The 14,767-nt window shown below is 26.6% G+C and carries 12 protein-coding genes; all 12 read right to left on the bottom strand.

Annotation, left to right across the window (positions count from 1 at the left end; genetic code table 4):
- Positions 1-9: 9 nt before the first annotated feature.
- A complete protein-coding gene (locus MMOB_RS00285; protein WP_011264572.1) occupies positions 10-1,590 on the bottom strand; it encodes a spermidine/putrescine ABC transporter substrate-binding protein in 1,581 nt (526 codons plus the stop codon).
- Between the two features lie 158 nt (positions 1,591-1,748).
- Entirely contained in the window at positions 1,749-3,362 is a 1,614-nt protein-coding gene (locus MMOB_RS00280; RefSeq protein ID WP_011264571.1) for a spermidine/putrescine ABC transporter substrate-binding protein, read from the bottom strand.
- 1 nt (position 3,363) lies between these two features.
- The gene (locus MMOB_RS00275) at positions 3,364-4,293 is read right to left on the bottom strand and encodes an ABC transporter permease (protein ID WP_011264570.1); all 930 of its coding nucleotides are present in this window, start codon (positions 4,291-4,293) and stop codon (positions 3,364-3,366) included.
- Positions 4,286-5,122: an ABC transporter permease gene (locus MMOB_RS00270; protein WP_041362733.1), complete on the bottom strand. Its 837-nt coding sequence runs from the start codon at positions 5,120-5,122 to the stop codon at positions 4,286-4,288. The genes MMOB_RS00275 and MMOB_RS00270 overlap by 8 nt, the downstream gene beginning before the upstream one ends.
- Entirely contained in the window at positions 5,097-6,518 is a 1,422-nt protein-coding gene (locus tag MMOB_RS00265) for an ABC transporter ATP-binding protein (protein ID WP_011264568.1), read from the bottom strand. The genes MMOB_RS00270 and MMOB_RS00265 overlap by 26 nt, the downstream gene beginning before the upstream one ends.
- Before the next feature lie 134 nt (positions 6,519-6,652).
- Complete coding sequence (locus MMOB_RS03455) at positions 6,653-7,498, bottom strand: Cof-type HAD-IIB family hydrolase (protein WP_011264567.1); 846 nt, start codon at positions 7,496-7,498, stop codon at positions 6,653-6,655.
- A gap of 29 nt (positions 7,499-7,527) precedes the next feature.
- Positions 7,528-8,382, bottom strand: coding sequence for a Cof-type HAD-IIB family hydrolase (locus MMOB_RS00255; protein WP_011264566.1), 855 nt, complete (start codon positions 8,380-8,382; stop codon positions 7,528-7,530).
- A 4-nt stretch (positions 8,383-8,386) separates the two neighbouring features.
- The gene (locus tag MMOB_RS00250; protein WP_011264565.1) at positions 8,387-9,199 is read right to left on the bottom strand and encodes an HAD family hydrolase; all 813 of its coding nucleotides are present in this window, start codon (positions 9,197-9,199) and stop codon (positions 8,387-8,389) included.
- Between the two features lie 33 nt (positions 9,200-9,232).
- A complete protein-coding gene (gene lysS / locus MMOB_RS00245; protein WP_011264564.1) occupies positions 9,233-10,696 on the bottom strand; it encodes a lysine--tRNA ligase in 1,464 nt (487 codons plus the stop codon).
- Positions 10,697-10,784: 88 nt separating this feature from the next.
- Positions 10,785-12,188, bottom strand: coding sequence for a hexose phosphate transporter (locus MMOB_RS00240; protein WP_011264563.1), 1,404 nt, complete (start codon positions 12,186-12,188; stop codon positions 10,785-10,787).
- A 119-nt stretch (positions 12,189-12,307) separates the two neighbouring features.
- Positions 12,308-13,717: a hexose phosphate transporter gene (locus tag MMOB_RS00235; RefSeq protein WP_011264562.1), complete on the bottom strand. Its 1,410-nt coding sequence runs from the start codon at positions 13,715-13,717 to the stop codon at positions 12,308-12,310.
- Positions 13,718-13,719: 2 nt separating this feature from the next.
- Complete coding sequence (locus tag MMOB_RS00230) at positions 13,720-14,676, bottom strand: L-lactate dehydrogenase (RefSeq protein ID WP_011264561.1); 957 nt, start codon at positions 14,674-14,676, stop codon at positions 13,720-13,722.
- Between the last annotated feature and the right edge of the window lie 91 nt (positions 14,677-14,767).

The raw sequence follows: 14,767 nt of genomic DNA, 5'->3' as shown, positions 1-14,767 counted from the left end.
GTTTTTTTTCTAAGAAGTTGTTTTTTCACGATAATAACTTAATGAAATGGAATTAATAAAATTATTTGTGGGGCTAATAACAAGAGTTTTTAAACTATTTAACCGAGGAATATTTATTGAAATAATGTATTTTGCTCAATTTTCAATAAGAGTTGTTTTAGCTATGTCAAATTCTTTAAAACCACTATATAAATTTTTGACTAAATCACTATAATAATGATTTAGGACAATATTATTTTGGTACCTAGTAGGTGGAGTATATGTCACAAAATTAAAATTTAAAAATCCATTTGTATTAGCTAATTTCTTATACTGATTTTCACCAATAAGATCCTTTGCAGTAATTTTATTAATTGCTTCAACAACAGTTGCACTTCCTACAATTTCTGTGTGTGTTGAAACACTTAAATCGCTTGCTAAAATTCCATTTTGAAATTCACCTAAACCATAAGTCCCATCAAAAGCAGCACTGTAAATTGTTGATAAAAACTGCTTTTCTAATTCGGGACTAATTTTGTTAGCAACTACAAATCCATCTAAAAGAGAAATTGGATTAGCCACTCTAATTGTTCTTACAGGATTTTTTTCTATCAAATTTGGGTTTTTGTAAATTTCAGGAAAAACAAAGGAGGTAAAAAGTGTTTGAATTGCATCTCCATTATAAATTACTCCAACAGCATCATTTCTTTGAGGGTTGATTAAATTAGATAATATTTCTACATTAAAAGGGTTTAATTCAATTCTTGTAGGATCATTGATTCTAAATCCTGTTCCTTCTTCAACAATTTTTACAAAATTATCTGTTTGAGTTCTAAAATTTGCTTGATTTAGTATCCCTGTTGCATCAGGGTTATTCTCTGAAGGATTAGTTGGATTATAAGTTGATCCAATTGCATTGTTTTGTCTATGAATATCATTGATAGCAAATTTTTGTGCTCCTAATTGTCTAAATTTTTTAAAAACATCAACATAAGACATACCTGCAAATTTAGCATTTAATGCTTCAGGAGATAATTTTAATCAATCTTGTTTTTCTGCAGCACTCAAATTCTCTAATCTTTCAACATTAAAGGAAATTACTTTATCTTGAGTAAAATATGGGATTGTTCATTTTCATAATTGACCTAAATTTTTAGCCTCTTCTAGTGATTTTCCTTGCTCTATAAATTTTTGTTGTAAAAAAGCATCATAATTAGACATTTGTTGAAATACAAAATCAGTATAATTATCTTTAGCTCAATTTTCATCATAAATAATTCCTGTTGTTCCAAAAAAAGCATTGAAATCAATTGGTTTAATTAAATTTTGAATTGCGAATTCTGCAATTTGAAAATCACTACTCACACCTCCAATTGTTTTACCTTCAGTAATCTGTTGCTTGAATTGTGGAGCATCATTATATGTCCTATATGAAAAGTTTTTTTCCAAAATTATTCTTGAATCTTTAGAAATATAATCTGCATAATTATAAATAATTGGTTTAAATCCTGCATTTGGAAGACTAAATTTAAATGCAAATGGGGCAATTAAAATTGCAGAAATTGATACAATTATTGATCCTATAATAGAAATTTTTTGTCAGTTTTTCATTTTATACCTTCTTAGGTTTTATCAAAAAGAAAATAGCTCATTTTAACAAAAGTAATTGTACAATCACCGATTAACATAAACTTATTTAATAAATTTGTTCTGGTATAAATTTCAAACTTTCCCATAATTTAGTTATAAATATTTTAATACTTTTTTAATTAAGAAGTTGTTTTTTCACGATAATAATTTAATGAAATTGAATTGACAAAATTTGATGCAGGAGTTACAACAAGAGGTTTTAAAATAGAGCCTTCTGGCACCATATTAATTCTAATAATATATTTTGCTCAATTTTCAATTAAAAGTTGTTTTTCAGAATTAGACCCAATAAATTCTTGAAAATTCTTTGGACCATTTTCATCTTCAACATATAATCTTTTTACCACATCACTATAATAATGATTTAATGCTATATTCATTTGAAACCTTGTTGCAGGAGTATATGTCACAAAATCAAAATTTAAAAATCCGCTTGTATTAGCTAATTTTTTATACTGATTTTCACCAATAAGATCCTTTGCGGTAATTTTATTAATTGCTTCAACAACAGTTGCACTTCCTACAATTTCTGTGTGTGTTGAAACACTTAAATCACTTGCTAAAATTCCATTTTGAAATTCACCTAAACCATAAGTTCCATCAAAAGCAGCTCTGTAAATTGTTGATAAAAATTGCTTTTCTAATTCGGGACTAATTTTGTTAGCAACTACAAATCCATCTAAAAGAGAAATTTGATTGGCAACTCTAATTGTTCTTACAGGATTTTTTTCAGTTCGATTTATATTATCATAAACTTCTGGAAAAACGAATGAAGTAAAAATAGTTTGAATTGCATCTCCATTGTAAATGACTCCAACAGCATCATTTCTTTGAGGGTTGATTAAATTAGCTAGAATTTCAGGATCAGAAGGATTTAATTCAATTCTAGATGGATCATTGATCCTAAATCCGGTTCCTTCTTCAACAATTTTTACAAAATTATCTGTTTGAGTTCTAAAATTTACTTGATTTAGTGTCCCTGTTGCATCAGGGTTATTTCCTGAAGGATTAGTTGGATTATAAGTTGATCCAATTGCATTGTTTTGTCTATGAATATCATTGATAGCAAATTTTTGTGCTCCTAATCGTCTAAATTCTTTAAAAACATCAACATAAGACATACCTGCAAATTTAGCATTTAATGCTTCAGGAGTTAATTTTAATCAATCTTGTTTTTCTGCAGCACTCAAATTCTCTAATCTTTCAACATTAAAGGAAATTACTTTATCTTGAGTAAAATATGGGATTGTTCATTTTCATAATTGACCTAAATTTTTAGCCTCTTCTAGTGATTTTCCTTGCTCTATAAATTTTTGTTGTAAAAAAGCATCATAATTAGACATTTGTTGAAATACAAAATCAGTATAATTATCTTTAGCTCAATTTTCATCATAAATAATTCCTGTTGTTCCAAAAAAAGCATTGAAATCAATCGGTTTAATTAAATTTTGAATTGCGAATTCTGCAATTTGAAAATCACTACTCACACCTCCGATTGTTTTACCTTCAGTCAATTGTTGCTTGAATTGTGGCAAGTCATTATATGTCCTAAAAGCAAATTTTTCATTGATAATTGATTCTGCATTTTCTGAAATATATTGAACATAATTATAAACAATAGGTTTAAATCCTGCATTAGGTAAGGAATATTTGAATGCAAAAGGAGCAATTGTTGTGGCTGAGGAAATTGCAATTATAGAACTGGAAATCACTACTTTTTGTCATTTTGTCATATTATTCTCCTTTAAATTTTGTTTTATTTAAATGTAAATTAAAAAATTTAGATTTAACTTTTTTAATTCCAAATAATTTTTTCAACATTGGATCTGTTGCATTTAATTTTATTAATTGTGAAGTTGTTTTTTTAGCCTTTTTAGCTTGACTTATTTTAAATAAAACATAAATTATGTTTCCTATTATTACTGCAATTAGCAATAAAGAACCTAATGCTAGAGCTCATGGCTGGAATTGACCTGCAAATAATTGAACTCCAACTGTTTGAACATTACTTGAAATTCTTGCCAATATAAAATCATCAAAAGAAAAAACAGTTGTAATAATAATTGAAAAAATTATAGGTAAAAGCATGTATCTAAAATAAGTTTTGAATCAAGTTCTTATTTTCCCATAACCTAAATCATAACTTGCTTTAAATAAAGTTTCATTAAATTTTTCGCTTCTTGGATACATGATTAAAATAGAATAAGGGAATGTCATAACTACATGTGAAATAATTGCTCTAAAAATTCCTTCATCATTAGCAACTAAGGTTCCAAACATTGATGTTAATAAAATAGCAATACCAATAGCAGTAATAATATCAGCATTAATAATAGGAATATTATTTGTTCCATCTGTATATAACTTAATTGCCTTGTTTTTTTGCTTTCACAAACCAAAAACAGTTAATAAGGATAATATGGTTGTAATAATTATTGTAAAAAATGCAATTATTGCAGAATTTGCAAAAGCTAACAATACATCTTGACTAAATAAATCAACATAAGCCTGAAAAGAAAGTCCATTTCAAATGTCAAAACTTATTACACCTCTTCTCGAGGTTGCGTTAAAAGAAAAAATTAATAAGAAAAATAATGGAATATACATTAGCAAAATGACAATTGATACAAAAGATATTTTGCTTGCTTTGATTCAATTAAACATTTTTCATTCCTTTTCATTTCATAATTAAAATAGGCAATAGATAAATTAAGAAATAAATAATTGACATAACAATTAGTGTTACTAAAACAACATTGGAAGCCAAAGCAATATCAAAAGGATTTGCTGGATTAGCAAGATTATTAATTTCATTTCCTACAAGTTGATTTTGACCAGGAACTGGTAAAAGTTTTTCACTTACAGCAATTGAAGTAGCCGCTAAAAGAAATACAATTCCTACTCCACTTAAAATAGCTTTTATGGAATAAGGAATTACAACTTTAAAAAAAGTTTTAATTCCACTAAATCCTAGATCTGTACTTGCATTTAAAATATTTTTAGGCATATCTCTAAAAATACTATAAATAGGAATAATCATAAAAGGTAAATATAAATAAATAAGCCCTAAAAGTAAAAAAGCATCATTGTTTAAAGAATTTACATCAAACATAGCACTAAAAAGTCCTCTTATTGCTAAAACTTTAACTAAAGAAAAAATAAAAAATGGACTTAAGATTAAACTCATTGCGATTGTTTTGAAAATTTTATTTTGACTTCTTGCCACAATATAAACAAAAGGCATAGCAATGAATAAAGAAAAAACAGCAGCAAGTACTCCTAAATAGACAGATCTAAGCATAATAATTCAAAATCTTCCCTGTTGGATAGTTCCAAAATTATTAAAACGCTGCCCATCTTCAAAAACAGGAGTAAAAGCTAAAACAGCTATAAAAATTAATGGTGTAATAATGAAAATTACTGAATATATAAAATAAGGTATTAAAAGAGATGATCTTGTATTAATATTAAATTTTTTCAGTATCTTTTGCATTATCACTTACTCCTTCCATTTTTTCCATTAGATGAACTGAATCTAATTCTCAGCTTAAATAAACATCTTGATCAATGTCATAAAATTTTGTACTTTCAACAATAAAAAGAACATTTTCAACAAGAATTTCAGTTATATAATATGATCCTTTATACACTCATTCTTTAACTTTACCTTTAATTAAACCTTCTTTATCAGAAACAATAATATCTTCAGGTCTAATTAAAGCATCTACTATTGTGTTATTTTCAAAATTTGTATGAACTGTATCAAAAGTTTTTCCTAAAAAACTTACTTTATTTTTTTCTAAATATTTTGCTTCAAATAAATTAGAATACCCAATAAAATTGGCTACTCATTTATTTTTTGGAAAATCATAAATATTTTTAGGAGTATCAAATTGTTCAATTTTTCCATCTCTAACAATAATAATTCTATCACTTAATTCGATTGCTTCTTTTTGATCATGCGTAACAAAAATAAATGTTAGTTTCAATTCTTTTTGAATATTACTTAAAAGCCTTTGCATTTGTTGTCTAATTTTTGCATCAAGAGCACTAAGTGGTTCATCTAAAAGCAAAATATTTGGTTCAATAGCTAAACTTCTTGCTAAAGCAACTCTTTGCTTTTGTCCACCAGACAAGTTTTGAATAGCACTTTTGGCATGACCTTCTAAACTAACAAGTTCAAGCATTTCTTTAACAATATCATCCATTTCTTTATTTGTTAATTTTCTACTTAAATATTTATTTGAATAACTTTCTTTTTTTAAATCTACATAGTTTTCTCAATATGAATAGTGGAAATCACTATCATCAATTCATTTTTGAAATTTTGATCTTTGTTTTTCAGTTAATTCAGAACTTTGTAGCTTTTGACGATAATCTTCTTGAATTTTATCAAGTTGCAACATTTTTTCATCTGCTGTTTTTTTTCAAATGTTAACTTTATTTTCAAATGTTTTTAATTGTAATTCTTTAACATCTGTTAAAGGTACTCTTTTAAGTTTAAGTCCATATTTAATATTTCCTTCAACACTTAAATGTGGAAATAAAGCATAATCTTGAAAGATTGTTGAACTTGGTCTTTTGTGAGGTGGTAAATCTTTAATATCTTTACCAAAAAATTTTATTTCTCCACGATTTGGATATTCAAAACCACCAATTAAAGATAAAATTGTTGTTTTCCCTGAACCAGAAGGTCCTAAAATAGTTATGAATTCTTCATCTTTGATTGAAAGATTAATATTGTTTAAAATTGTTTTATCACCATATTCTTTAGTGATTGATTTTAATTCAATTATTGGCAAATTTTTTGGGTTTAATTTACTAATTTTTGAAGCCGAGACCCTCGGGGGCTTCGAATTATTTGATTTGTTACTTGAGATGGAATTCATCGCAAAATACCTCCAGTTTATTTAACTTTAATTAAATACTCCTACTTGGTTTTCAGGCCAGAGTGTAATTTCCTTTAACTAATTATATACTTCTATGAATTTTTTAATATTTTTTTTTAGTTTTTTTTACATGACTAGAAATTATCTTTTATAAAAGAACTAACACCATTTTCCAAATTAGATTTTGTAATAAAAGTTGCATGTTCTTTTAAATCATTTTCTGCATTGTTCATAACAACGCAAACACCTGCTTCCTTGCAAATTTCAATATCATTTAAACCATCTCCAAAAAAGATGATATTTTCTTTTTTAAGATTTTTATCTTGCATTATTTTTTTAAGTGTAAAACCTTTTGATGTTTGCTTTGGAAAAATCTCAATTACACTACTAAAACCTTGAAGGACACTAGCACTTACTTCTGATTTGATTAAATATTTATGTAATTCTTGCATTTTAGATTTAGAAACTTCTTTAGAAAAAATTAAAAATTTATTTGCTCTTGAAGTTTTTTCAATATTTTCATCAAAGAAAAAATAAGCTTTTACTTTTTCATCAAAAGCATTTTTTTGTTTCATTTCATAATAACTTTTTATTTTATCATTAGAAATATCTGCTACTTTGTAATACATAAAATCAAAACCATACAAAACAAAATTCAGATTTTGAGAATTTAAAAAACTAATAATTTTAATTGTTTCAGATTTTGAAAAGTAAGAAATGTTTTCTGATTCATTTCTTAAAGAATCATTAATGATTGTTCCATTCACACTTATTGTAGGTAAAGTAGGATTAATTTGTTCTATCACTTTTGTAATTTCTATGTGATGTCTTCCTGTTGCGATTCCAACTTTAAAGCCTTTTTGTTTTAAATAATTAATTGCTTCTATTGAAGATATATCAATTTTTTTTAATTTTGAATCTATAAACAAAGTCCCATCTAAATCAAAATAAAATGCCTTGATATTTTTTAAAGTATTCATTTAAACTCCTTTTTTTAAAATTGAAAACACTATAGTAGTTCAATTTTTTTGAAAAAGAATTCAATTCCATTTTCTAAATTAGTTTTTGTTTCTACAGTTGCAACTGATTTTAGTTCCTTCCAAGAATTACCCATTGCAACACATAGTTTTGCAGCTTTGCAAATTTCAATGTCATTGACTCCATCACCAAAAAATCCAAAACTATCCAAAGATCAATTTATGTTTTTTGCAACTAAAGCTAAAGAAGAAGCTTTTGAAGTTTTTCTTGGAAAAATTTCAATAAAATTATTATAAGCATAAAGAATTTGAGCATCAATACCTGATGTTTCGATATCTTTTTTTATATTTTTATATTTTTTTTCATCTAAATTTTTACCAAATAATAAAAATTTATTAATTTTAAGATTTTTCCTTTTCTCATTTTTATCTAAAAAAACATAAGGGATTGGATATTGTGTTTTTAAAGAAATTTCATATTCTTGTTCGAATACTTTTAAATCTTCATTTAAATCTTCATTATAAGAATAAATTATTTCTTCATTTGTAAATGAACAACTTAAAACATTATTTTTTTCAATAATTTTTAAAATTTCTTCACCTTCATCAATATTAAAATTATTAATATTTAATACTTTTTTAGATTGAGGATCTAACATCATTGTTCCATTTACTGTAATAACAGGTAAATTGGGCTTAATTTTTTCAAGTTGTTCTTGAATTTCTAAATGGTGTCTTCCTGTTGCAATTCCAACTTTAAAACCTTTTTGTTTTAAAGTTTCAAAAACTCTTAATGTTGATGAATCAATTTCTTTTTCATTTACAAATGTAGTCCCATCTAAATCAAAATAAAATGCCTTAATACCAGTTAAAAGATTCTTATCCATATAATTAAATTAGCTCCAATAATTTTTTACCAATAGTATCAGAATTATTTGTTCCAATTACTTCTGTGGCAACTTTTTTTAGTTGCTCAGTTGCATGTTGCATAGCATAACCTTTTGATGAGTTTTTAACCATGTCTAAATCATTATTACTATCACCAAAGGAAATTAAATCACCCTCATTTTTATTCATATTTTTCAAAGCAACTATAAGTGCATTGTATTTTGAAGCATTTAAAGGATTGATATCTAAATAAACTTTATTTGTTATAACAATGCTATATTTATCACCATATTTTTCACGATATTTTTCATAAAGATGTTTGATTGTTATTTCATCAGATTTTAAAGCAGCTTGAATAAAAACATCTTCTTCTAATTTTTCTCTTGCATATTCATCTTCTACAGGAATTGTTCCTTTTAATAATTCTTTAATATAATTTTGGTCATATTTTTCTTCTAAAGGGGGGAATGTATTAATTACAAAAATATTTTGAATTCCATTTGCTGAAAAGAAAATGTTTTCATTATTTTTTGCTTCTTGAACAAAATCTTCGTAAACGTCCATTTCTAATGGCTTCAAATTTTTAACTTTACTGTTTTTAACATCAAATAAAACACTTCCATTGCTACAAATCAAATATTCAATTCCAGATACTTTTTCTAAAAAAGGCAAAACAGCAGAAAGTCCTCTTCCTGTAGCTAAAATCAATTTGTGACCTTTTTTAACGGCTAGGTCTAAAACTTTTTTTGTACCGGGGTGTATCTCACCACTATCTTCTAATAGAGTCCCATCTAAATCAAATGCAAATATTTTCATTACTTTTTATACTTCTTTCTTTTTGTTTTATTATTATTTATTTTTTAAGTGTGGGAATAATAAAACTTCTCTAATTGATTCATTATTTGTGAATAACATCACTAATCTATCAATACCAATTCCACATCCACCTGTTGGAGGTAAACCATATTCAAGAGCTTCAACAAAATCATAATCGATTTCATTTGCCTCTTCGTTACCATTATCCTTTTCATTTTGCTGATCTTTAAATCTTTCTAGTTGATCAATTGGATCAGTTAATTCTGTAAACATATTAGCATATTCTTTTGTACCGATAAACAGTTCGGCACGATCTGTAAAATTGGGATTTTTTTTGTTTTTATTAGCTAAAGGACTAATTTCAATTGGGTGCCCATAAACAAAAGTTGGTTGAATCAAATCTTTTTCTATAAATAATTCAAATAATTCATTGATAATGTGTCCAATTTTAAAATATGATTCAACTTTTATATGATGTTTTTTTGCAAGGACTTTTGCATCTTCAAATGAAATTTTATATAAATCAATTCCCAATTTCTCATTTAAAGCTTCCACCATATTTAGTCTTCTAAATGGTTTATTTAAATCTATCTCATATCCATTGAAAAAGATTGTTTTTAAATTTAATTCTTTTGCAATAAATTTAAATAAATCTTCTGTTCGATTCATCATTCCTTCATTATTAGAATATGCTTCATAATATTCAATTGAGGTAAATTCAGGATTATGAGTTGTGTCTACTCCTTCATTTCTGAAAATTCTTCCAATCTCATAAACTCTATCAAATCCACCTACAACTAATTTTTTAAGTGGTAGTTCTGTTGCAATTCTTAAATAAAAATTACTATTTAAAGCATTAAATTTTGTTATAAATGGCTTTGCACTTGCACCACCTAAAATTGGTTGTAAAACAGGAGTATCAACTTCTAAATATTCTAGGTTGTCAAAATATTTTCTTATTAAAGAAATAATTCTACTTCTTAATAAAAATGTTTTTCTAACATCATCATTTACAATTAAATCAACATAGCGATGACGGTATCTTTCTTCAATATCATTTAGGCCATGAAATTTATCAGGTAAAACTTTTAAAGATTTTGATAAAAGTTTCAATTCATTTGCTCTTAAAGTTAACTCACCTGTTTGAGTTTTCATTAACTTTCCATTAACAAAAATAATATCTCCTATATCTAATAGATCAATTAATTCTAAGTATTTTTTGTCTAATTCTTTGATTGGTAAGTAAATTTGGAATTTACTTCCTTGTGATTTTAAAACTAAAAAGGAACTTCTAATTGTAATAATTCTTCCTGTTGTTGATAATGAAAATTCATCTTTTGCTAATTCATCTTTTGAAAATGAATTATATTTTTGGATAATTTTATTAATATTTAAATCGAATTTCACTGTTTCGTGAAAAACTTCTACACCTAATTTTTGTAGTTTTTCAATTTTTTGACGTCGAATGAGTTCTTGCTCACTTAATTTTTGGTTCATACATCCTCTTGCATTTATAGAAATTATTTTAATATATTTGAATTATATAATAAAAAACATAAATGAACCTATCTTTTATTAGAAGAAATTATTTTTTGTCTAATTTTTTTCAAAATTTTAATCTTCCAGGAATTATTTTTCCTTGAGGTTTAGTTTCTTCTGCAAATAAAAATCCAACACCAAGTAGTGAAGAAAAAATTAAAAAGAGAATAACAAAACCTATTCATAATTCTAAAGATGCATTTTCAGGAACAATTGCTGCTAGAATAATATTTATAATTGTAAAAAAGAAGTACCCAAAACCTCAACTAAAAGAAAATATAATTCCTATTCTTTTTGGAGTGTTACCTTTTCTTTCGTGTGGATTTTGAAGTGTTATTGATTGAAGCGATCAAACAAGCCATCCTGATATAAAACCAAAAACATAAAAAGTTGCAACTGATCCAAATCTTCAACCTAAAAACATTAATATAAATGCAAGAATAATCATTGAAACAATAAAAATAGCAAATGGTTTTCTTTTTGCATTTGTTGAATTTCATAACCCTATTGTAAAAGGTGATAAAAATACTCCTGAAACATATACAATTGTAAAAATACTAAAAGCAGAATTTGCTTGATTTGTCAAATTAGCAGGTGCAAGATTAACTAAAGCTTGCCTAAATAAATCTGTAATAGGTATAACCGCAAGTACTAAACCAGCTCCATAAATTAAGACTCAAACTCAAGTTTGTTTTTCTTTTATAATTTCTTTCCCTGTTGTCGGATAAAGAGTACTATCATATTGATCTAGTTTGACTTGTGAAGTAATGTCAAAATTTTTTCCAAAAATTATATAAATAACAAGAGGAATAAAAGCTGTTGCAGCTGTTATTCCTGATACAAATTGTCAATTTGTTTGTAATTGAATTCTTAAACTTAAAAAAGGTGCTGCAACAATTATTGTTGCAAGGCTAAATCCAAAAGTGGAAAAAATTGTAAAAATTCCCTTGCGCTTTTGTGGGACACTTTTTGCAACAATAGGTTGCGTATAAATTATTAGAGTTGTTCCACCTATTGCTAAAAGCATCCTAAAAATAATAAATCCTGCAAACCCGCCAACATTAGAAGGCATTAAAATGGCAGGAATTGCCATTAAAAGAAGAGCAAGAGAAATAACAACAGCTCATTTATGAGTTAATTTAACAATTAAATATCCTACTACTAAAGAACCTACTCCTCTCATGAAAGTTATTGTATAATTAACTGCTTGCGTAATAAGATTAATATTTTCTGGAATTCCACCAAAAAAATATGCTGTTCATCCAATTGGATTTCCATTACTATCTATAGCACCTTGTCCTGCCAAATTACCTAGCATTAATCAATTAATAATAAAAACAATATATCCAATTATTAAAATACTTCACATTAAAAGACCTTGCTTAAAAGTTAAATTTTTTGATTTGAATTTTTCATTTTTTTTGGATTTAAAAAAATTAAATATATTCATTAAGTATCTCCTTTATATTTTTTATAATAGAAAAATTTTTAAAATATCACCAAATATCAATTTAAATTTATTTCTAAAATTAAATAAAAAAAGAATCCTTTGAGAATCCTTTTTTTATCTTAACGTTTTGCTTTTCTTCAAAACTTTAAACCATCTGGAATAAGTTTTCCACCAACTTTAGTTTCCTTAACAAATAAGAAACCTATTGGGAATAAAGCAGATATTACAAAGAAAGCTGCCAACATTCCAATTTGAAATCCTAATGATGCTCCTACTGGTACAATTATAGCTAAAATAATATTTGCAATTGTAAAGAAGAAGTATCCAAAACCTCAAATGAACGAGAATAAAACTCCAATTCTTTTTGGTGTATTACCTTTTCTTTCGTGAGGATTATTTAAAATAACCCCTTGAATAGATCATGTAAATCATCCTGCTAAAAATGCAAATACATAGAATGTTGCAATTGAACCATAAGCTCATCCTAAAAGCATACATGCCATTGCTACAAGGATCATTGAGCCAATAAATACAACAAAAGGTTTTCTTCTAGCGTTTGAAAAATTTCATCTACCAATAGTTAAAGGTGCTAAAAAGATTCCTGCAACATATAAAATTTGCATAATGTTGTGAGAGAATAAAATCTCATTAGTACTTAAACCTAGACCACTTGCATTTGAAAGAGATGTTAGAGCTGTTCTAAAAATAGGGAATAAAGGAATAACTGCCACTACTAATCAAGCTCCATAAACAACAACTCAAACTCATGTCTGTTTTTCCTTTAGAATTTTTAAACTAGAAGAAGGAAGAGATACTTCATCTGTAGAATTTAATTTGGTTTGAGATGCTGTGTCAAAATTTTTACCAAATAAAATATATAAGATTAATGGGATTATCGCTGTTGCAGCAGCAGATCCAGCTACAATTTGTCAATCAATACGTAATTGATTTGCAATAAATAAGAATGGAATTGTTGCAATAATTGTTCCAACATTAAATCCAAAAGGAGAAATTATAGAAAATATTCCTTTTTGTTTTTGAGTCATACTTTTTGCTAAAACAGGTTGAACATAAATAATTAAGGTTGTACCACCAATTGCAAGTAACATTCTAAAAATTATAAAACCTATGTATCCACCAATTCCAGCAGGCATTAAAGCAGCAGGAACTGCTAACAAAACAAATACAAGGGAAATGACAACAGCTCATTTATGAGTTAATTTAACAATTAATCATCCTACTATTAATGATCCTACTCCTCTCATGAATGTAATTGTAAAATTGATAGCTTCTGTTACAACAGTGTTTGGAGCAGTTGTTCCAAAAAAATGAGATACTCATCCTGGATTCCCTATTGTTCCACCTAAATTTCCTAACAATAATCAATTCACAACAAATAAGATGTAACCTGCAAGCAAGATACCTCACATAAGAATACCTTGCTTAAATGAAAGGCCACTTGGTTTATTTTGAATTTTAGTTTTTTCATCAACTTTGGCAGACTTTCTAAAAATTTGAAATGTGCTCATGTTTATCCTTTAATAGCTTCTAAAGCTTTTTGGATGTTTCCTTTTAGAATAGTTGCTGAACTAACAAATTTTTCTTGTTCTTCTTTAGTAAGGTTAAAATTAATAACTTCAACTACTCCTTTTGAACCAAGAACTGTTGGAACTCCAATGTAAAGATCTTTAACTCCGTATTGTCCTGTTAAATATACTCCAACACCAAAAATAGCATGTGAATCTGTTAAGATGGCTTCTACTAATTCTGCAACTGTTGAACCGATTCCAAAATATGTTGAACCTTTTCTATTAATAATTTCATATGCTTTTTTATAAACAGTTGTATGCATATCTTCAAGTTCTTTTTTAGAAATTCCTCTTTCTTTAACAATTTCATTAAAAGATTTTCCTGAAACTGTTGCTGCTGAATAAACAGAAACACTACTATCACCATGTTCACCTAAAACAAATGCCTGAACAGACTTTGGATGAACTTTTAATTTCTTAGAAATTTCAAATCTTAATCTTGCACTATCTAAAGATGTTCCACTACTAATTACACGATTTTTATCAAAACCTGTTTCATGTTGATAAATAAAAGTCATAACATCTACTGGATTTGCTACAACAATACTTACTCCTTTAAAACCTGATTTTTTAATGTTTTTAGCAATATTAGACATAATTTTTGCATTATCTGCAACCATTTCTAATCTTGTTTCTCCTGGTTTTTGAGGTCTTCCTGCTGTAATTACAACTACATCGTAATCTTTTAAATCTGAATATTCAATTTTACCAACACTAAAATTGTGATTGTTTGCTGCTGAAGCATCTTCAAAATCCAGTGAATGTCCTACTGATAATTTATCGTTAATATCAATAATTCCATATTGTTCTGCTAGACCTCTATTCATGCATGAGTATAAAACTGATACTCCTACTAATCCAGCACCTACCATGGCAACTCTTTTAATTTTTTTATCCATATATAATATCTCCTTATAATTTCTAATACCAATATTATATAACTTATCTTTAAAAAATGTGCTATTATGAACAAATTTTTCCAATAAAATG

It is taken from the genome of Mycoplasma mobile 163K (assembly GCF_000008365.1).
Taxonomy (GTDB): domain Bacteria; phylum Bacillota_I; class Bacilli_A; order Mycoplasmatales; family Metamycoplasmataceae; genus Mycoplasma_J; species Mycoplasma_J mobile.
Note: the sequence above shows the minus strand (reverse complement) of the source record. Positions and strands in the feature narration are given on the sequence as shown.